General features: G+C 70.3%; 16 protein-coding genes. 13 read left to right on the top strand and 3 right to left on the bottom strand.

Features of this window, described 5'->3' with window-relative positions:
• Positions 1–33: 33 nt before the first annotated feature.
• The 4 genes from ABZT93_RS14015 (at position 34) to ABZT93_RS14000 (ending at position 3,935) form a co-directional block, all read left to right on the top strand.
• Positions 34–960 carry a proline dehydrogenase family protein gene (locus tag ABZT93_RS14015; RefSeq protein ID WP_356103475.1) on the top strand — a complete coding sequence of 309 codons (927 nt, stop codon included), beginning with the start codon at positions 34–36 and terminating at the stop codon, positions 958–960.
• 38 nt (positions 961–998) lie between these two features.
• On the top strand, positions 999–2,630 hold the full coding sequence (gene pruA / locus ABZT93_RS14010; RefSeq protein WP_356103473.1) for an L-glutamate gamma-semialdehyde dehydrogenase: 1,632 nt from the start codon (positions 999–1,001) through the stop codon (positions 2,628–2,630).
• A 66-nt stretch (positions 2,631–2,696) separates the two neighbouring features.
• Positions 2,697–3,551: an alpha/beta fold hydrolase gene (locus ABZT93_RS14005; RefSeq protein WP_356103470.1), complete on the top strand. Its 855-nt coding sequence runs from the start codon at positions 2,697–2,699 to the stop codon at positions 3,549–3,551.
• Between the two features lie 252 nt (positions 3,552–3,803).
• Complete coding sequence (locus ABZT93_RS14000; protein ID WP_020121043.1) at positions 3,804–3,935, top strand: hypothetical protein; 132 nt, start codon at positions 3,804–3,806, stop codon at positions 3,933–3,935.
• Positions 3,936–3,986: 51 nt separating this feature from the next.
• Here the strand turns inward: ABZT93_RS14000 and ABZT93_RS13995 are convergent, their stop codons facing one another.
• A complete protein-coding gene (locus ABZT93_RS13995; protein ID WP_356103467.1) occupies positions 3,987–5,549 on the bottom strand; it encodes a metallophosphoesterase family protein in 1,563 nt (520 codons plus the stop codon).
• A 141-nt stretch (positions 5,550–5,690) separates the two neighbouring features.
• Here ABZT93_RS13995 and ABZT93_RS13990 point away from each other — a divergent pair, with 141 nt between their 5' ends.
• From ABZT93_RS13990 to cimA, 9 genes are all read left to right on the top strand, one after another.
• The gene (locus ABZT93_RS13990; protein WP_356103465.1) at positions 5,691–6,734 is read left to right on the top strand and encodes a 3-isopropylmalate dehydrogenase; all 1,044 of its coding nucleotides are present in this window, start codon (positions 5,691–5,693) and stop codon (positions 6,732–6,734) included.
• Positions 6,735–6,989: 255 nt separating this feature from the next.
• Positions 6,990–8,078: a branched-chain amino acid aminotransferase gene (locus tag ABZT93_RS13985; protein WP_356103463.1), complete on the top strand. Its 1,089-nt coding sequence runs from the start codon at positions 6,990–6,992 to the stop codon at positions 8,076–8,078.
• 152 nt (positions 8,079–8,230) lie between these two features.
• Entirely contained in the window at positions 8,231–8,926 is a 696-nt protein-coding gene (gene ureA, locus ABZT93_RS13980) for an urease subunit gamma (RefSeq protein ID WP_356103462.1), read from the top strand.
• Positions 8,927–9,188: 262 nt separating this feature from the next.
• The gene (locus ABZT93_RS13975) at positions 9,189–10,898 is read left to right on the top strand and encodes an urease subunit alpha (RefSeq protein ID WP_356103460.1); all 1,710 of its coding nucleotides are present in this window, start codon (positions 9,189–9,191) and stop codon (positions 10,896–10,898) included.
• Between the two features lie 17 nt (positions 10,899–10,915).
• Positions 10,916–11,932 (top strand): agmatine deiminase family protein, encoded by a 1,017-nt coding sequence (locus ABZT93_RS13970; protein WP_356103457.1) that lies wholly within the window; start codon positions 10,916–10,918, stop codon positions 11,930–11,932.
• A 15-nt stretch (positions 11,933–11,947) separates the two neighbouring features.
• Positions 11,948–12,553 carry a TetR/AcrR family transcriptional regulator gene (locus ABZT93_RS13965; protein WP_356103455.1) on the top strand — a complete coding sequence of 202 codons (606 nt, stop codon included), beginning with the start codon at positions 11,948–11,950 and terminating at the stop codon, positions 12,551–12,553.
• A gap of 220 nt (positions 12,554–12,773) precedes the next feature.
• Positions 12,774–14,717 carry a hypothetical protein gene (locus ABZT93_RS13960; protein WP_356103451.1) on the top strand — a complete coding sequence of 648 codons (1,944 nt, stop codon included), beginning with the start codon at positions 12,774–12,776 and terminating at the stop codon, positions 14,715–14,717.
• Complete coding sequence (locus tag ABZT93_RS13955) at positions 14,714–15,958, top strand: hypothetical protein (protein ID WP_356103448.1); 1,245 nt, start codon at positions 14,714–14,716, stop codon at positions 15,956–15,958. The genes ABZT93_RS13960 and ABZT93_RS13955 overlap by 4 nt, the downstream gene beginning before the upstream one ends.
• A gap of 310 nt (positions 15,959–16,268) precedes the next feature.
• Positions 16,269–17,873: a citramalate synthase gene (gene cimA / locus ABZT93_RS13950; RefSeq protein ID WP_356103445.1), complete on the top strand. Its 1,605-nt coding sequence runs from the start codon at positions 16,269–16,271 to the stop codon at positions 17,871–17,873.
• A gap of 91 nt (positions 17,874–17,964) precedes the next feature.
• Here the strand turns inward: cimA and ABZT93_RS13945 are convergent, their stop codons facing one another.
• Positions 17,965–18,153: a DUF397 domain-containing protein gene (locus ABZT93_RS13945; protein WP_356103442.1), complete on the bottom strand. Its 189-nt coding sequence runs from the start codon at positions 18,151–18,153 to the stop codon at positions 17,965–17,967.
• Complete coding sequence (locus ABZT93_RS13940; RefSeq protein ID WP_356103439.1) at positions 18,153–18,974, bottom strand: helix-turn-helix transcriptional regulator; 822 nt, start codon at positions 18,972–18,974, stop codon at positions 18,153–18,155. Before ABZT93_RS13940 ends, ABZT93_RS13945 begins: the two co-directional genes overlap by 1 nt.
• Positions 18,975–19,074: the final 100 nt, after the last annotated feature.

Raw genomic sequence — 19,074 nt, 5'->3', positions numbered from 1 at the left:
GTGGTCCTGTCTGCTGGTTTGTGGAGGTGCCCCGTGCTGGGTCCCGTGATTCTCGCCGCGTCGCGCAGCGACCGGATGCGACGCCTGATCTCGGCGGCCCCGGTCACCAAGCAGGTCGTCGACCGATTCATCCCGGGCGAGACGGTCGACGACATCGTGCCGATCATCCAGGAGCTCACCTCCAGGGGCCTGGAGCTGACCATGGACGTGGTCGGCGAGGACATCACCACGCCCGAGCAGGCGGAGGCCGCCCGGGACGCCTACCTCGCGCTCGTCGACCGGCTCAGCGCACTCGAACTGGGTACCAGGGCCGAGATGTCCGTGAAGCTGTCGATGTTCGGCCAGGCGCTCCCCGGGGGCCACGAGCTCGCGCTCGCCAACGTCCGGCCCGTCGTCGAGGCCGCCGCCGCCATCGGCACGACCGTCACGCTCGACGCCGAGGACCACACCACCCTCGACTCGATGTTCGCCATCCACGAGGAGTTGCGGAAGGACTTCCCGCAGACCGGCTGCGTCATCCAGGCCTACCTCTTCCGCACCGAGGCCGACGCCCGCAGGCTCGCCGCGGCGGGCAGCCGGGTGCGGCTCGTGAAGGGCGCGTACAAGGAGCCCGCAGACGTCGCCTACCAGCAGAAACACGAGATCGACAAGGCGTACGTCCGGGTCCTGCGCATCCTCATGGAGGGCGAGGGATACCCGATGGTCGGCTCCCACGACCCGCGTCTGATCTCCATCGCCCAGGAACTCGCCCGGCAGGCGGGCCGCAAGCCCGACGAGTACGAGTTCCAGATGCTGTACGGCATCAGGGGCGACGAGCACCTGCGACTCGCGGCCGAAGGCCACCGCATGCGCGTCTACACGGCCTACGGCACCGACTGGTACGGCTACTTCATGAGGCGGCTGGCCGAGAAGCCGGCGAACCTGCGTTTCTTCGTCCGCAGCATGATCAGCAAGGGCTGAGCCCAACACCCGCTCAAGCACAAGGAGTTACGGAACCCATGGACGCTGTGACCCAGGTCCCCACCCCCGTCAACGAGCCGGTGCACGGCTATGCCCCCGGTTCGCCCGAGCGGGCCCGGCTCGAGGTGAAGCTCAAGGAGCTGGCCGAGAACCCGGTCGACCTGCCGATGACCATCGGCGGTGAGAAGCGGCTGGGCGGCGGAGAGCCCTTCCAGGTCGTACAGCCGCACAACCACAAGGCCGTCCTCGGCACCCTCCGCAACGCCACCCAGCAGGACGCCCGGGACGCCATCGACGCGGCCCTCGCCGCCGCCCCCGCCTGGCGCGCGATGTCCTTCGACGACCGTGCCGCGATCATCCTGCGCGCCGCCGAACTGCTCGCAGGACCCTGGCGCGAGACGCTGGCCGCCTCCACGATGCTCGGCCAGTCCAAGACCGCCCAGCAGGCCGAGATCGACACGCCCTGCGAGCTCGTCGACTTCTGGCGCTTCAACGTCAAGTACGCCCGTGACCTGCTCGCCGAGCAGCCCCCGGCCAACGCCCCCGGCGTCTGGAACCGCCTCGACCACCGCCCGCTCGAAGGCTTCGTCTACGCGATCACGCCGTTCAACTTCACGGCGATCGCGGGCAACCTGCCCACCGCGCCCGCGCTCATGGGCAACGTGGTGGTCTGGAAGCCGTCCCCGACGCAGACCCACGCCGCCGTGCTGCTGATGCAGCTCCTGGAGGAGGCGGGACTGCCCAAGGGCGTCATCAACCTCGTCACCGGCGACGGCATCGCGGTCTCCGAGGTCGCCCTGGAGCACCGGGACCTCGCGGGCATCCACTTCACCGGGTCCACCAAGACCTTCCAGCACCTGTGGAAGACGGTCGGCGCCAACATCGAGAAGTACCGCACCTACCCGCGCCTGGTCGGCGAGACCGGCGGCAAGGACTTCGTCGTCGCCCACCCGAGTGCCGACCGCGCCATCCTCAAGACGGCCTTGACGCGTGGTGCTTTTGAGTACCAGGGCCAGAAGTGCAGCGCCACCTCCCGGGCCTACATCCCGGCGTCGATCTGGAACAGCGGTTTCCGCGAGGAGTTCGCCGCCGAGGTCGACGGTATCCGCATGGGTGACGTCACAGACCTGTCCAACTTCATCGGCGCGGTCATCGACGAGCGGGCCTTCGCCAAGAACAAGGCGGCCATCGACCGCGCGAAGTCGGACCCCACCTGCACGATCGTCGCGGGCGGTTCCTACGACGACTCGGTCGGCTATTTCGTCCGCCCGACCGTCGTCGAGTGCACGGACCCGGAGAACGAGGTCTTCACGACCGAGTACTTCGGCCCCTTCCTCGCGGTGTACGTCTACGAGGACGACACGTACGAGGAGATGCTGACCCAGATGGAGTCGGCGTCCGACTACGCGCTCACGGGCTCGGTGATCTCGTCCGACCGCGCGGCGGCGGCGTACACGATGGAGAAGCTGCGCTACGCGGCCGGCAACTTCTACATCAACGACAAGTCGACCGGTGCCGTCGTCGGCCAGCAGCCCTTCGGCGGCGGCCGGGCCTCCGGCACCAACGACAAGGCCGGCGCCCCGCAGAACCTCCAGCGCTGGACCCTGACCCGCGCCATCAAGGAGACGCTGGTCCCGCCGACCGACTACGGCTACCCGCACATGGGCTGACACCCAGTCAGTCGTCAGAAGGGGCCGGGCTGTTGCCCGGCCCCTTCGCGCGTGCACAATGCGGACATGACCGTGATCACCGAGGACGGCGTACGACTGTGGGCCGCGCGGTCGGGGGCGGGGGCCCCGTTGGTCCTGTGCCACGGCGGGCCGGGACTGTGGGACATGTTCGGGGACCTGGCCGCGTTGCTCGACGACCGGGCCACGGTGATCCGCTGGGACCAGCGCGGCTGCGGCCGCTCGGACCGGTGCGACGGGCCGTGGACGACGGACCGGTTCGTGGCCGACACGGACGCCGTACGACGCCACTTCGGCCTGGACCGGATGACGCTGCTCGGCCACTCCTGGGGCGCGCAAATGGCGTTGAGCTACACCCTCGCCCACCCGGAGCGGGTGAGCACGCTGGTCTACGTCAGCGGGACGGGCATCGGGCCGGTGTCGGACTGGCATGCCTCCTACCTGGAGAACCTCCACGCACGCCTCGGTGAGGACCCCGAACGGCTCGCCCGCTGGCGGGAGTTGCCCCGCCAGGACCCGGAGCGGGCCGTCCTCCAGTGGACGGCCGACTTCGCGGACCGCGAGCACGCCCTGGAGCGCGCCCGCCGGATGGCCGACCCCTGGTTCGAGATCAACCACGAGTGCAACACGGCCCTGAACGCCGAGACCGGGCGTAGCTGGGGCACCCCGGACCTGCGGAGCGCCTGCGCCGCCCTGGAGGTGCCCGTCCTGATCATCGACGGATCCGAGGACATCCGCCCGAGGTCGGCCGTGGACTCACTGGAGGAGGCGTTGCCCCGGGTACGGCGGGTGGTGCTGCCCGGGACCGGTCATCTGCCGTGGATGGAGGACCCGGGGGGCTTCCGCAGGGCTCTGGGAGACGTGTCGGGGCCCACCCGCCCGGGACCACCCCCCGCTCGATGAAGAAACCGCAGGTCAGCGCAGTGTGATCCACTCCACCGTCTCAGATAGTAGGAAGTCCGAGTAATTGTGGAGACAGACAGGGCGTCCTCCCTTAGCTTTGTAGGAGCCGAACGTCTCGCTCGATCAAGCGAATGGCGGTCGTGAGCCGGGCCCCGTGCAGGCAACCCCTGCGGCCCGACGCTCCCCGCCCCTTCCGGCGTCTCGTAGTCCCCTTTCCTGGATTTCCCTGGAATGCGAAGGAGTCGATTTCTCATGGCCGAGACGACCGCCCGCCGTCGAGTCCGTCACACCTCCCGTACGAGCGAGTCCGACCGCAAGAACGCCGCCGCAGCCCTGCAGCGCGCCCTCGACCGCCGTGACAACGGCGGCTCGACCGGTCACTGACCGGTCCCCACAGCCGGGAGCCGCACCCGTACGAGGTGTGGCGCGGGCCCGTCAGTCCCCGCGCCGCACCTCGAAATGGTCGATGCGCTCCCCGCTCTGCGCGAGCGCCGACACCGTCAGCCGCGGCCGCACCCCGCTCTCCACCGCCACCGAGAGCAGCGAGAACCCGCGGTAGCGCACCCGTGACCACTCCACGGTCTCCCGGTCGGGCTGCTTCGACTTCGTCCACCGGAAGGTCTCGACGGACTCGTGGTCGTGCACCCGCCCTTCGTAGCTCTCCTTCACGCCCGCGGGGAAGCCGTACAGGTCGCGGCCGCCCCCGCCTGCCGTGACGTACACGATCCCGTCCCGCGTCGGATCGGTGGCGCCGCCGACCGGCACCGACCGGCCGACCTCGCCGCCGCGGATCGCGTCCGTGCGCTCGTACACGTGGTTGTGCCCGTTGATCACCAGGTCCACCTGGTGCTTCTCGAACAGCGGCAGCCACTCGGCGCGCACCCCGCCGTCGGAGGCGTGCGAGGACGTCGAGTACGCGCAGTGGTGGAAGTAGACGACGACGAAGTCGACGCCTACGGCGGCCCGCAGCTCACCCAGCCGCTTGTCCAGCCAGGTCGTCTGCTTCCCGTCCGTGTAGCCGAAGTTGGCGGGGATCTCGTACGACACGTCGTTCGCGTCCAGGGCCACGACGCCGACGTTGCCGTACGTGAACGAGTACACACCCGGCGCCGAGCGAGGGTCGAAGCCGCTCTCCGGGAGGGACCAGCGGGCGAACTGGCCGCCGTAGCCGTCGGGGGAGTACCAGGCCTCCATGTCGTGGTTGCCGGTGGTGACCATCCAGGGCACGCTCCGCGCGACCTCCTCGTTCTGCTTGAGGAACAGGTCCCAGAAGCCCGGGTCGTAGCCGTCCGACTTCAGGCCCTGGCCGTTTCCGTCGGCGTAGCAGATGTCACCGGCGTGCAGGTGGAAGGCGGGCTTCTGGCGCAGCAGGAGGTTGTCGTTGGCGGCCGCGGCGGTGCCGACGCCCTGGTCGCCGAAGGCGGTGAAGACGAACTTCTCCGGGCTCGCCGGGGCCGTACGGAAGCTGCTGATGGTCGAGCGGCGACTCGGGTCCGCCGGGTCGAAGCCGTCGTGGCCGACGCCGTAGTAGTACGTCGTGCCGGGGCGCAGTCCGTCCAGGGCCGTGTGCAGGTAGTACTGGTCGAGGGCGAGGCGTACGCCGGTCTGCCCCGGGGTGTGCAGGTCGCGGAGCTCGGCCCCGATCCTGCGGCTCAGGTCGTGGGGCTCGAGGCCGACGCGGACGTAGGGCCTCTTCACCGCGAGCGGGACCTGCCAGGAGATCCGCATCTGGGTCTTCGGATCGGCGCCGAAGGCGAGGTGGCGGCCGAAGGGGGAGACGGCGGAACCGTGCACCACGGCCGTGGGGGAGACCGAGGAGGCCGGTCCGGCGGTGGACGTCCCCTCGGCGGAGCAGCCCGTCAGCAGTCCGCCGGCGACCGCGCCCGCCGTCACCAGCGTGCGGCGCCGGGACAGCTTGGTCCGCAGGTACTCGTGCTGCTCGGCCATGCTCAACCGGCGCGCGAGCCCGGGCGGAATGCCGAAGTCGGGGAGGTCCATGCCGGTGAAGTTCCCAGCGGATCCCAACGGCCGCCATACCTGTGGGTGAACGGCAGTCGAAGGGCTGACGCCCACCTGGCCGACATGTCCGTATCCCGGACAGTCGGTGTCATCCCATGGGACGAGGAGTAGGGTTCCCGCATGTCTCGCAGCATCAATCTCGCAGTGATTCCCGGTGACGGCATCGGCCAGGAGGTCGTGGCCGAAGGTCTGAAGGTCCTCTCCGCCGTCCTTCCGCAGGATGTGAAGCTGGAGACCAAGGACTTCGACTTCGGCGCCCGGCGCTACCACGCCACCGGTGAGACCCTCACCGACGCCGACCTCGACGCGCTGAAGCAGCACGACGCGATCCTGCTCGGCGCCATCGGCGACCCGTCGGTCCCCTCCGGCGTGCTGGAACGCGGCTTCCTGCTCAAGCTCCGCTTCGCCTTCGACCACCACGTGAACCTGCGTCCGTCGAAGCTGCTCCCGGGCGTCGACACGCCCCTCAAGGGCGAGCCGGCCATCGACTTCGTGGTCGTCCGCGAGGGCACCGAGGGCCCGTACACCGGCAACGGCGGCACCATCCGCAAGGGCACCGAGCACGAGGTCGCCACCGAGGTCTCCGTGAACACGGCCTTCGGTGTCGAGCGCGTGGTCCGCGACGCCTTCGCACGCGCTCAGGCCCGTCCGCGCAAGAAGCTCACGCTGGTCCACAAGAACAACGTGCTGACCTTCGCCGGGCACCTGTGGACGAACATCTTCAACAAGGTGGCCGCGGAGTTCCCCGAGGTCACCACCGACTACATCCACGTGGACGCGGCGACCATCTTCCTGGTCACCGACCCGGCCCGGTTCGACGTGATCGTCACCGACAACCTCTTCGGCGACATCATCACCGACCTCGCCGCTGCTGTCTCCGGCGGCATCGGCGTGGCCGCGAGCGGCAACATCAACCCGGCCGGCGAGTTCCCGTCGATGTTCGAGCCGGTCCACGGCTCAGCGCCCGACATCGCGGGTCAGGGCAAGGCCGACCCCACCGCCACGGTCCTGTCCGTCGCCCTGCTCCTGCGCCACCTCGGCTACGAGACCGAGGCCGCCCGCATCGAGGAGGCGGTCTCCGTCGACCTCGCCGAGCGCACCGGCAAGCCCGCCCGCAGCACGTCGGAGATCGGCGACGCGCTGGCCGTACGAGTAGCCGGCTGACCGGGCGGGCCACTCGAAAAAGCATTCGAAGCCGCCGGGTCACTCACACCCGGCGGCTTTCGCATGTCCCCCGCCGGGTGACACCATCATCCCCTGGGTCGCATTTCACGCCGTTTCTTCCCCGGCTCCCCGCTTGCGATAATCGAACGCGGAGCCGCGGAATGAGGGAATGCTCGGACGTCCTAGCACTGGTCACTGACAGTAAAGGGCGTGAGCGCGGCCCGTCACTACACAACCGGTGAAGGACAACCACTGATGACGACGCCCACGATCGAGCTCAAGCCCTCCGCCAGCCCGCTCTCCGCCGGCGAGCGGACGGCGATCCTGGCCAACCCCGGGTTCGGCCGCCACTTCACCGACCACATGGTGACGATCAAGTGGACCGAGGGGCGCGGCTGGCACGACGCGCAGCTCGTCCCGTACGGCCCGATCTCCCTCGACCCCTCCACCCATGTCCTGCACTACGGGCAGGAGATCTTCGAGGGTCTCAAGGCCTACCGCCAGTCCGACGGCTCGGTCGCCGTGTTCCGTCCGGAGGCCAACGCGCGCCGCTTCCGCAACTCCGCGCGCCGGATGGCGATGGCCGAGCTGCCCGAGGAGCTGTTCATCGAGGCCCTCGACGCGCTGATCGGCCAGGACGCCGACTGGGTTCCGCCGCACGGTGGTGAGGAGTCCCTCTACCTCCGTCCGTTCATGTTCGCCACGGAGGCCGCGCTCGGCGTCCACCCGGCCAACGAGTACCTCTTCATGCTGATCGCCTCCCCGTCCGGCGCCTACTTCGCCGGGGGCGTCAAGCCGGTCACCATCTGGGTCTCCGAGGACCATGTCCGCGCGGTCCCCGGCGGCACGGGTGACGCCAAGACCGGCGGCAACTACGCGGCCTCCCTCCTCCCGCAGGCCGAGGCCGCCGCGAACGGCTGCGACCAGGTCGTCTACCTCGACGCGGTGACCCGCACCAAGGTCGAGGAGTCCGGCTCCATGAACATCGCCTTCGTCTACGGCGACCGGATCGTCACGCCGGCGCTGACCGGCTCCATCCTCGAGGGCATCACCCGCGACTCCCTCCTCCAGGTCGCCCGCGACCTCGGCTACACCGCCGAGGAGGGCGTGATCACCCTCGACCAGTGGCGCGCCGACGCGGCCTCCGGCGCCCTCACCGAGGTCTTCGCCTGCGGCACCGCTGCGGTCGTCACGCCGATCGGCCACGTCAAGACCAAGGCGGACGCCTGGACCCACGGCGACGGCACGCCCGGCGAGGTCACCCTGAAGCTGCGGGAGGCGCTGCTCGGCATCCAGCGCGGTGTCAGCGAGGACAAGCACGGCTGGATGCACAAGCTGGGCTGAGTCCCGCATCCGCTCCACCGGCCCGCTCGGACACGTTCCGGGCGGGCCCGTCTTTTGTTTGAGCGCTGCTCGATGTGATCGGGTCGACCAACTCCGACCTTTTGCTGACTCGGCTCCCTCGTTTAGAGTGCTGCTCTAAAGAAGGGAACGACATGCGGCTGACCCCCACCGAACGCGACCGGCTGCTGCTCTTCGGGGCCGCCGAGCTGGCCCGGGCGCGCAGAGCCCGTGGACTGAGGCTGAACGTCCCGGAGGCGACCGCAATCGTCGCTGACACCGTGTGCGAGGCCGCCCGGGACGGGGCGCGGCTGGCCGAAGCCGTCGAACGGGCCCGGTCGGTGCTCGGGCCCGACGACGTCCTGCCCGGTGTCGCGGACGTCGTCACCGAGGTGCACGTCGAGGCGGTCTTCGACGACGGCTCGCGGCTCGCGGTCGTCAGCGATCCGATCGGCGGGGGGCTCGGCGAGCGGGCGCCGGGCGCGCTGCTGCCGGGGCCCGAACACGCCGAGCCGGAGGCGGTCGTACGGCTGACGGTCACCAACACCGCGACCGTACCGGTCTCCGTCACCTCCCATTTCCACTTCTTCGAGGCCAACCCGCGCCTGGACTTCCCGAGGGCCGAGTCGTACGGCATGCGGCTCGCGGTGGCCGCCGGCTCGTCGGTGCGGTTCGGGCCGGGGGAGTCGGCCGAGGTCGGCCTGGTGCCGATCGGCGGCGCCCGCGTGGCCATCGGCTTCGCCGGCCTGGTCGACGGACCGCTGGACGCGCCCGGCGCCCACGAGGAGGCACTGCGCCGAGCCGCGGCCTGCGGGTACCTGGGTGTGCCCGGCGAGGGGGCCGCCCGATGAGCCGCCCTGCGGGCCACCGGGTCGAGGGTCGCCGGCTCAGCCCCCATGGGTTCGGTGCCTGTGCGGAGGCGCCTTGCCGGGTGTGCGGCGGCCTGCGGATACGTGGGTGTGCTCGTCAAGGGGGCCGTCCGATGAGTCGCCCTGCGGGCCACCGGGTCGAGGGTCGCCGGCTCGGCCTCGGCGAGGTCTGTGCCCGTGAGGAGGCTCTCTGTCGGGCCGCGGCCCGTGGCCACCTGGGTGTGTCGGACGAGGGGGGCGTCCGATGAGCCGTCCCGCGGGGCCGCCGGCGGAGGCTCGTCGGCTCTCGCCTCACGAGTACGCCGCCACCCACGGCCCCCGCGCCGGTGACCGCGTGCGCCTCGGTGACTCCGGGCTGGTGGTCCGGGTCGAGGCGGACTCGCAGCGGTACGGAGACGAATTCCTCGCGGGGTTCGGCAAGACCGCACGTGACGGGCTGCACCTCAAGGCCGCCGCCGTGCGGGAGACCTGTGACGTCGTCGTCAGCAATGTCGTCGTGATCGACGCCGTGCAGGGCATCCGGAAGGTCTCGATCGGCATCCGTGAGGGGCGGATCTGCTCGATCGGGCGCGCCGGGAACCCCGACACCCTCGACGGGGTCGATGTCGTCGTCGGCACCGGGACCTCCATCGTGTCCGGCGAGGGGCTCATCGCCACCGCGGGGGCCGTCGACACCCATGTCCATCTGCTGTCGCCGCGGATCATGGAGGCCTCCCTGGCGTCCGGGGTGACCACGGTCATCGGACAGGAGTTCGGGCCGGTGTGGGGCGTCGGGGTCAACTCGCCCTGGGCACTGCGGCACGCGTTCGGCGCCTTCGACGCCTGGCCGGTCAACATCGGCTTCCTGGGCCGGGGTTCGTCGTCCACACCCGCCCCCCTGATCGAGGCGCTGGCCGAAGGCGGGGCGAGCGGATTCAAGGTTCACGAGGACATGGGCGCCCACACCCGGGCGCTGGACACCGCGCTCCGGGTGGCCGAGGAGCACGACGTCCAAGTCGCCCTGCACAGCGACGGGTTGAACGAGTGTCTGTCCGTGGAGGACACCCTGAGCGTGCTGGAGGGCCGCACCATCCACGCCTTCCACATCGAGGGCTGCGGCGGCGGACACGTCCCGAACGTGCTGAAGATGGCCGGAGTCCCGAACGTCATCGGCTCCTCCACCAACCCCACCCTGCCCTTCGGCCGGGACGCCGTCGCCGAGCACTACGGCATGATCGTCTCCGTCCACGACCTCAAGACCGACCTGCCCGGCGACGCCGCCATGGCCCGCGACCGCATCCGAGCCGGGACCATGGGCGCCGAGGACGTGCTGCACGACCTGGGCGCGATCGGCATCACCTCTTCCGACGCGCAGGGCATGGGGCGTGCCGGTGAGACGGTCCGCCGTACCTTCGCGATGGCCGGGAAGATGAAGGCCGAGTTCGGAGCGCCCGAGGAGCACGACAACGAACGCGTGCTGCGCTACATCGCCAAGCTGACCATCAACCCGGCCATCGCACACGGCCTTTCGCACGAGGTCGGCTCCATCGAGGTCGGCAAGCTGGCCGACCTCGTGCTGTGGCGGCCGGAGTACTTCGGCGCCAAGCCGCAACTCGTCCTGAAGTCCGGCTTCCCGGCCTACGGCGTGGTCGGCGACCCCGGCGCGGCCACCGACACCTGTGAACCCCTCGTCCTGGGACCGCAGTTCGGCGCGCACGGCGCCACCCCCGCCGAGATCTCCGTCGCCTTCGTCGCCCAGGCAGCCCTCGACCAGGGCGGCGACCGGCTGCCGAGCCGCAGGAGAAGAGTCGCCGTACGCGGCACCCGCGGCATCGGACCGGCCGACCTGCGTCTCAACTCCCGTACCGGAGCGGTGGACGTGGACCAGCGCACCGGCCTGGTGACGCTGGACGGAGAACCGCTGCGCTCCGAGCCGGCCGACTCCGTCTCCCTCAACCGTCTGTACTTCCTCTAGGACTCGTAGGACCCTTGATGACCTACCGCATGCCCCCCGAATGGGCCCCGCACGAACGCACCTGGATGGCCTGGCCCGGCCCCAACCCGACCTTCACCGACGACGGGGAACTGGCCGCGGCCCGAGCCGCCTGGGCGTCCGTGGCCCGCGCGGTGCGCCGCTTCGAGCCGGTGACGATGGTGCACGGCCCCGGCCACGCCGAGTCCGCGCGCGCACTGCTCGGCCCGGACGTCGACCTCGTGGAGCGCGAGCTGGACGACGCGTGGATGCGCGACATCGGCCCCACCTTCGTCAAGGACGAGGAAGGCCGACTGGCCGCCGTGGACTGGGTGTTCAACGGCTGGGGTGGCCAGGACTGGGCCCGCTGGGAGCACGACTCCAAGATCGCCCGCCAGGTCGCCGACCTCGCCGGGGTGCCGGTCGTCAGCAGCCCGCTGGTCAACGAGGGCGGCGCGATCCACGTCGACGGCGAGGGGACCGTCCTGCTCACCGACACCGTCCAGCTCGGTGCCGGCCGCAACCCCGGCTGGACCCGCGAGCAGGTCGAGGCGGAGATCCACGCCAGGCTCGGCACCTCCCGGGCCATCTGGCTCCCTCGCGGCCTCACCGGCGACTACGGCACGTACGGCACGCAGGGCCACGTCGACATCGTCGCCGCCTTCGCCCGCCCGGGCGTGGTCGTCGCGCACGTCCAGCCGGACCCGGCGCACCCGGACCACGAGGTGACCAAGGAGGTCGTAGGCCTGCTCAAGTCGGCGACCGACGCCCGTGGCCGCCGCCTGGAGGTCGTCGAGGTGCCCGCGCCGACCGTCCTGGAGGCCGACGGCCGCTGGGTCGACCACTCCTACATCAACCACTACCTCTGCAACGGCGCCGTCGTGCTCTGCGGCTTCGACGACCCGCGCGACGAGCTCGCCGCGGGCATCTTCCGGCGGCTGTTCCCGGAGCGCACGGTGACGCTGGTCGACGCCCGTACGATCTTTGCGGGCGGTGGCGGCATCCACTGCATCACCCAGCAGCAGCCGAGGATCTAGTTCGAGGAGTGGCACATGGCCGGTGGCCGCAGACAGGCCCCGCCCCGCGAGCAGGTCCTCGCCGCGGCCATGGAGATGATCGCCGAGCGAGGCCTGGAGAAGCTCACCATGGCCGCGCTCGGCCGCGAGGTCGGCATGAGCAGCGGCCACCTCCTCTACTACTTCCGATCCAAGGACGAACTGCTGCTCCAGACCCTGGAGTGGAGCGAGGGACGGCTCGGCGCCGAGCGCGCCCGGCTGCTCACACGCACGGCGACCGCCCGCGAACGCCTCGACGCGTACGTCGACCTGTACGTCCCGAGCGGCCACCGCGATCCGCACTGGACCCTCTGGCTGGAGGTCTGGAACCGCTCGCAGAGCGCTGCCGTCGACGCGTCCGCCCGCGACCGGCAGGCCGCGATCGAGGGCGCCTGGCACCGCGATCTGGTCGCGCTGCTCGCGGAGGGCGCCTCGCGGGGCGAGTTCCGCGCGGTCGACGCGGACCGTTTCGCGTCCCGGCTGCGTGCCCTCCTGGACGGTTTCTCCATCCATGTGGCGATCGGGCTGCGCGGGACGGACCGGGGGATGATTCTCGGCCACGTGAAGGAGTTCCTCGACGAGAGCCTCCTCGCGGACGCGTGACCTTCCGCCCGGGTTGTACGTAATAAGGCCGATTGACCCTGTGGTCGCTGGTGCGTTTGCCTCGAAAGGACCACAAGTGTTCTTGGACACCACAGGGGGGAACATGTCCAGAGCCGCCGTGTGCCTTTCGGGCGCGGCCCTGCTTGTCGCGTTAGCAGGCACCCACGCTTCCGCCGCACCGCACCTCGACCGTGTCGGCACCAAGTCCCATACCGCGCGCGTGAGCACCGCCGCCGACGGCGGCCAGGCCGACGGATCCTCGGACGACGCCGCGATCAGCGCCGACGGCCGCCATGTCGCGTTCGTGTCCACCGCACCGAACTTCGGCTGCGCGGACTTCACCCCGTGCCTGTTCGTGAAGGACGTGGCCGACGGCGGGCTCACGAAGATCGATGTCGGCAGCGGCTACCTCTACGGCTCACCGGCGCCGAGCGCCGACGGGAGCCGTGTCGCCTTCTCGGCGGGCACCCGTTTCCTGGCCCCGTACCTGTACGACCGCGCCACCGGCCGTACCGAGAAGCTGTGGCCCGAGGACCCGCCCGGCTTCGACGAGTTGGGCCGGGCGGAGTCCATCAGCCCGGACGGCACGCACGTCGCGTACACCGTCGGCAACCGCAACGGCCCGGAGAACACCCGCCTCCTGTACGTCCGCGACACAGCCACCGGCACGGACGAACTGGTCTCACCGGCCGAGGAGGGCCAGAAGGCCGGAGCCTCGCTCAGCGGCGACGGCAACCGGGTCGTGTACGGTCTCCGCGTCGAGAGCGAGGAGGACCCGGCCGACGTCTACGTCAGGGACCGCAGGACCGGCGAGCGCACCCAGGTGGACGCGGGCCTCGGCGCCGCCTCCCTGATCCGCATCACCGCCGACGGCCGCCGCGTCCTCCTCGACGCCCAGAGCGGCCTGTACGTCCATGACCTGCGCACGGGCCGGTCGCGGCGGGTGGCCGAGGGGCGGCCGCTCTCGGCCACGGCGGACGGCCGGTACGCCGTCGTCGCCGGGGAGGACGGCACCCGGGTGCGTGACCTGCGCACCGGGCTACGGGGGGCGGCTCTGCCGTCGCACGCCCAGGTGATGGACGGCGCGCTGGCCGCCAAGGGCCGTGCGGTGGCGTTCAGTTCGCCGGCCTCCCATCTGGTGCCGGGCGACACCAACGCGGAGGACGACGTGTTCGTCTTCTCCGGCGAGCTGCGCAGAAATCCCGCGCCGATGCCGTCCGTCACCGAGCGGATCAGCACGACCCGGGACGGGCAGCAGCGCTCCGGGGCGTCGTACGACCCGGCGATGGGGCAGGACAAGGTCGTCTCCTTCGCATCGGAGGGCGATGTCTTCGTGAACACCCCCAGCGGCGTCTCGCAGGTCAACTCGACCGGCCAGAAACCGTCGTCCGAGGGCACCCCCTGTTACAGCGGACGCGAGGTCGGCTATGTGGCCCCCTACGCCCCCGACGGCGGCCCGGGCGTCCACATCCTCAACCGCGCGGTCGGCAAGCTGACCCGGGTGGGCACCTACCAGGGCGTCCGCTTCACCTGGATGGGGCAGCCCGTGGTGAACCCCACCTGCCAGTGGCTCACCTACGCGGCGACACTGCCCGCCTCCGGCGCCGACCCCGACCCGCAACCGCGCGTCTACCGCTTCAAGTTCAACGGCGGTACCACCGACGTGGTGAGCGCGCCCACGGGTGAGCCGGCGGGCAATCCGTCCTTCGACTACAGCGGCCGGTACATCGCCTTCGAGCAGGGCGGCTCTGTGTACGTCCGTGACCTGGACACCGGAGCCCTGGAGAAGGCCGCGGCGCACGGGACGGCACCCTCCCTCAGTGCGGACGGCCGCAAGGTCGCCTACCAGCGGGGCCACGGCTCCTACGTGCGCGACCTCGACACCGGCGCCATGACCCGGGTCGGCGGCACCCAGCCCTCGCTCTCGGGAGACGGCACCCGGGTGGCGTACACCTCCGGCCACTCCGTCCACCTGCTCGAACTGACCACGGGCAGGCACCAGTTGATCAGCGTCGACCGCTGGGGCGGCCGCAACGACCTCCCGGCCGGACACCCCTCGGTGAACGCCGACGGCACGGTCGTCGCGTTCGAGTCGGCGTCACCCGATCTGGTGGAGGGGGACACCAACGGGGTGTCGGACGTGTTCCTGAGGACAGTGCAATGACGACGACCGAACACGGGGGAACCACCATGCACAGCAGGAAACGACTCGCGGCCGCGCTCCTGGCGGCCCTCGCCACCGCTGCACTCACGGGACCCACGGCGAGCGCCGCACCCAGGGCCCCGTACACCGAGCCGGTCAGCGTCACCCCGGAGGGGAAGGCGGGCAACGGCGTCACACGCACCGCCGTCATCAGCCGCAACGGCCGCCACATCGCCCTGACTTCGGACGCCGATGACCTCGACCCCCAGGTGGCACACGCCGGGATGTACCTGCGCGACCCGCACACCGGCAAGCTCCGCTTCGCGGGCTTCGGCGGCCTGGTGGCGGTCCTGAACGACGGCCGCTACGTCTACGCCGAGTACGGCCCGGACTCCTCGGAGGTGTGGATCGCCGACATCGACGCGGGCAAGCGGGTCGGGTTCGGGATCGACGTTCCCCAGGGCTTCACCGGGCGCCCCGGCGAGATCTCCGTCAGCCCCAACGGCCGCTACGCCGTCTACACGCTCCAGGAGACCCCCGGGAACACCAGCGTGGTCTTCCTGCGCGACCGCATCAAGGGCACCACCGAGCGCATCAGCCACCCCCGGCCCACCTGGGAGCCGCGCAACGCCTTCCAGCCGACGGTCAGCGACGACGGGCGCCGGATCGTCTACCAGTACAACTACGCCAACGGCCCGCGCGGCGACGACTGGGGCGACGTCTGGATGTACGACCGCCGCACGGGCGAGCACACCCAGATCGACCGCTCCTACGACGGCTCGCAGACCGAGAAGGAGTCGCTGAACCCGTCCATCAGCGGCGACGGCCGCACGGTCGTCTTCGAGTCCCGGGACACCCACCTGGTCCCCGGCGACACCGACGCGAGTTGGAACGTGTTCGTGCACACCCTGCGCACCGGCACCAACCAGCGCATCCACGGCACCCAGGGCGGCCCCGGCGAGGTCTACACCCGGGGCGCGGCGATCAGCGCCGACGGCCGCTACCTCACCTTCACGTCGGAGGTGACCGAGCCCGGCAGCCGGTACGGCAAGGAGTATCCCGTCTATCTGCGGGACCTGAGGAAGGGCACCACCACTCTCGTCACCCCCGACACCACCGGCGGCACCGCGACGGCCGACGTCCTGCCGGGCCGGATCTCCGACGGGGCCCGCCGGATCCTCTTCCGGTCCTCCGACCCGACGCTGATCCCGGCCGGCGACACCAACGACGGCGCCGACGTTTTCGTACGGCACCTGCGATGACCACCAGAGTGCTCGCATCCTGAGACGGAGGGTGAGCACGGGGGCGGTCTGTGCCAGACTGCCCCCGTGCTCTCGTTCGCCATGATTATTGGCAGCAGGCGCGCCGGTCCGCAGTGACCGTCACGTACGACCAGGTACGGGCGGACACCGTCGTCTTCGACCCGCGCGCAGACCTCTCGCACCCGCGAGGGGTTTTTCGCTTTTTCTGGCCCACCCTCAGCCAGAAGCGAGAGCGCGAGGGAGTATGTGGAGGCGGTGGAGCCGGTCATTCCGGTACGACCGAGATCCAATCCTCAGGAGCCTTGAGACCATGACCGCAACCAGCGAGCTCGACGATCAGTTCCACGTCTTCGACACCACCCTGCGCGACGGCGCTCAGCGGGAGGGCATCAACCTCACCGTCGCGGACAAGCTGGCCATCGCACGGCACCTGGACGACTTCGGCGTGGGCTTCATCGAGGGCGGCTGGCCCGGCGCCAACCCGCGGGACACCGAGTTCTTCGCCCGCGCCCGCCAGGAGATCGACTTCAAGCACGCCCAGCTCGTCGCCTTCGGCGCGACCCGCCGGGCGGGTGCGAAGGCCTCGGAGGACCCGCAGGTCAAGGCCCTCCTGGACTCCGGCGCCGAGGTGATCACCCTGGTCGCCAAGTCGCACGACCGGCACGTCGAGCTGGCGCTCAGGACCACCCTGGACGAGAACCTGGAGATGGTCCGCGACACGGTGTCCTTCCTGAAGGAGCAGGGCCGCCGCGTCTTCGTCGACTGCGAGCACTTCTTCGACGGCTACCGCGCGAACCCGGAGTACGCGAAGGCCGTCGTACGGGCCGCGTCCGAGGCCGGCGCCTCCGTCGTCATCCTCTGCGACACCAACGGCGGCATGCTCCCGGCCCAGATCCAGGCCGTCGTCGCCACCGTCCTCGCCGACACCGGCGCCCGGCTCGGCATCCACACCCAGGACGACACGGGCTGCGCGGTCGCCAACACCCTCGCCGCCGTCGACGCGGGCGCGACCCACGTCCAGTGCACGGCGAACGGCTACGGCGAGCGCGTCGGCAACGCGAACCTCTTCCCGGTCGTCGCCGCCCTGGAGCTGAAGTACGGCAAGAAGGTCCTCCCGGAGGGCAGGCTGCGCGAGATGACCCGCATCTCGCACGCCATCGCCGAGGTCGTCAACCTCACCCCCTCCACCCACCAGCCCTACGTCGGCGTCTCGGCCTTCGCCCACAAGGCAGGGCTGCACGCCTCCGCGATCAAGGTCGACCCCGACCTCTACCAGCACATCGACCCCGAGCAGGTCGGCAACACCATGCGGATGCTGGTCTCCGACATGGCGGGCCGCGCCTCGATCGAGCTCAAGGGCAAGGAGCTCGGCATCGACCTCGGCGGCGACCGCGAACTGGTCGGCCGGGTCGTCGAGCGCGTCAAGGAACGCGAACTCAAGGGCTACACGTACGAGGCCGCCGACGCCTCCTTCGAACTCCTCCTGCGCGCCGAGGTCCAGGGCAAGCCCCTGAAGTACTTCGGGGTCGAGTCCTGGCGCGCGATCGTGGAGGACCGCCCCGACGGCACCCACGCCAACGAGGCCACGGTCAAGCTCTTCGCCAAGGGCGAGCGCATCGTCGCCACGGCGGAGGGCAACGGCCCGGTCAACGCCCTCGACCGCACCCTGCGCGTGGCCCTGGAGAAGATCTACCCCCAGCTCGCCAAGCTCGACCTCGTCGACTACAAGGTCCGCATCCTGGAGGGCGTCCACGGCACCCAGTCCACCACCCGCGTCCTGATCTCCACGTCGGACGGCACGGGCGAATGGTCGACGGTGGGCGTCGCGGAGAACGTGATCGCGGCGTCCTGGCAGGCCCTGGAGGACGCGTACACCTACGGTCTGCTCCGGGCCGGGGTCGAGCCCGCCGAGTAGGCCGAGGCGGTCGTAGCTCCCACCGAACGGGCCGTGCACATCGGCCCGTTCGGCGTCGAGGGTCCGACGCGGGGGCGGCAGGTCGGCGGTGCTAGACGTGCCCGTCCTGCCGGGCGAGCCCGAGGAATGCGCTCCAAGTGCCGGGTGCGACGGTGAGGTTGGGGCCGGTGTTCTTGGAGTCGCGGATGTGGACGGCGAGGGGGTGGGCGGAAACCTCGACGCAGTCGCCGCCCTGGCTGCCGCTGTAGCTGGACTTGAACCACTGGAGTGCGGTGCTCATCAGTCTCCTAGCAATCCGTGCAAGAGGCGCGCGCTCTCGCCAGTTGAGAGTGCCTGTGACCGCAGCATTCCATACTGGAGGTGATAGTCGCTGACCTCATCTGGAGCATCGACGAGGAAGCTGGCGCGCTGGACCTCCAGGTAGACGAGCGGCTCGTGTTCGGGTGTCTCCAGCAGCACCATGGGGCCGTCAAGGCAGGCGTGCGGTGCCCGATCCATAGGCATGATCTGAAAGCTCATGTGGACGGGCTCGGTGATCTCCAGAATCCGGCGGTACTGCTCCCGCATCACCTCCGGACCGCCGACCTGCCGTCGAAGAATGCTCTCCTCGATGATGAAGTGACATACGGGAGGCCGCTCGCGCTCGAAGACCAACTGCCGTTCCATACGGGCACTCACCCACTGCTCGGCCGTCTCGCTGCCGATGGCCGGGTACCGGTAGTCGAAGACGGCCCGGCAGTAGTCACGGGTCTGAAGCAGTCCGGGAATCGCCTGGCTCTGGTACGAGAGGATGCTGACCGCCTCCTGCTCATGATCCACCAACGACTGCGCGAACTGCACCACCCTCTCCCGCACCGGAATCTCGGCAACGAACACGGCCAACACCCCGCCCGTACCCAGCAGCTCATCGAACTGCTCAGCCCGGTCCGGCTGCAGTGTGAGCCGCCCCTGCTCGATGGACCTCACCAGGTCCACGCTGATCGCCGCCATCTCGGCGAACTGCTCCTGAGTCAGCCGGGCCTGCTTCCGGTAGTGCGCGAGCACCGCCCCCACCGCACGCCACGAACTGCCTTTCCCGGGCTTCTTCTTGGCCGTTTGCATGGCTGTCCCTTTCCCCCGCGCGCACGCGAATTCCTCGTAGCGAGGTCGTAGCAATCAGAACTACGACCTCACTCACTGCTCCAAGATAAACACTCCCTGT

Source organism: Streptomyces sp. NPDC005303, assembly GCF_040607335.1.
In the GTDB taxonomy this organism is placed as follows: Bacteria; Actinomycetota; Actinomycetes; order Streptomycetales; family Streptomycetaceae; genus Streptomyces.
Note: the sequence above shows the minus strand (reverse complement) of the source record. Positions and strands in the feature narration are given on the sequence as shown.

Excerpts from the sequence above, each read along its gene's own strand:
- pruA (WP_356103473.1), top strand. The coding sequence starts at position 999 with ATGGACGCTGTGACCCAGGTCCCCACCCCCGTCAACGAGCCGGTGCAC.
- ABZT93_RS14005 (WP_356103470.1), top strand. The coding sequence starts at position 2,697 with ATGACCGTGATCACCGAGGACGGCGTACGACTGTGGGCCGCGCGGTCG.
- ABZT93_RS14000 (WP_020121043.1), top strand. The coding sequence starts at position 3,804 with ATGGCCGAGACGACCGCCCGCCGTCGAGTCCGTCACACCTCCCGTACG.
- ABZT93_RS13995 (WP_356103467.1), bottom strand. The coding sequence starts at position 5,549 with ATGGACCTCCCCGACTTCGGCATTCCGCCCGGGCTCGCGCGCCGGTTG.
- ABZT93_RS13990 (WP_356103465.1), top strand. The coding sequence starts at position 5,691 with ATGTCTCGCAGCATCAATCTCGCAGTGATTCCCGGTGACGGCATCGGC.
- ABZT93_RS13985 (WP_356103463.1), top strand. The coding sequence starts at position 6,990 with ATGACGACGCCCACGATCGAGCTCAAGCCCTCCGCCAGCCCGCTCTCC.
- ureA (WP_356103462.1), top strand. The coding sequence starts at position 8,231 with ATGCGGCTGACCCCCACCGAACGCGACCGGCTGCTGCTCTTCGGGGCC.
- ABZT93_RS13975 (WP_356103460.1), top strand. The coding sequence starts at position 9,189 with ATGAGCCGTCCCGCGGGGCCGCCGGCGGAGGCTCGTCGGCTCTCGCCT.
- ABZT93_RS13970 (WP_356103457.1), top strand. The coding sequence starts at position 10,916 with ATGACCTACCGCATGCCCCCCGAATGGGCCCCGCACGAACGCACCTGG.
- ABZT93_RS13965 (WP_356103455.1), top strand. The coding sequence starts at position 11,948 with ATGGCCGGTGGCCGCAGACAGGCCCCGCCCCGCGAGCAGGTCCTCGCC.
- ABZT93_RS13955 (WP_356103448.1), top strand. The coding sequence starts at position 14,714 with ATGACGACGACCGAACACGGGGGAACCACCATGCACAGCAGGAAACGA.
- cimA (WP_356103445.1), top strand. The coding sequence starts at position 16,269 with ATGACCGCAACCAGCGAGCTCGACGATCAGTTCCACGTCTTCGACACC.
- ABZT93_RS13945 (WP_356103442.1), bottom strand. The coding sequence starts at position 18,153 with ATGAGCACCGCACTCCAGTGGTTCAAGTCCAGCTACAGCGGCAGCCAG.
- ABZT93_RS13940 (WP_356103439.1), bottom strand. The coding sequence starts at position 18,974 with ATGCAAACGGCCAAGAAGAAGCCCGGGAAAGGCAGTTCGTGGCGTGCG.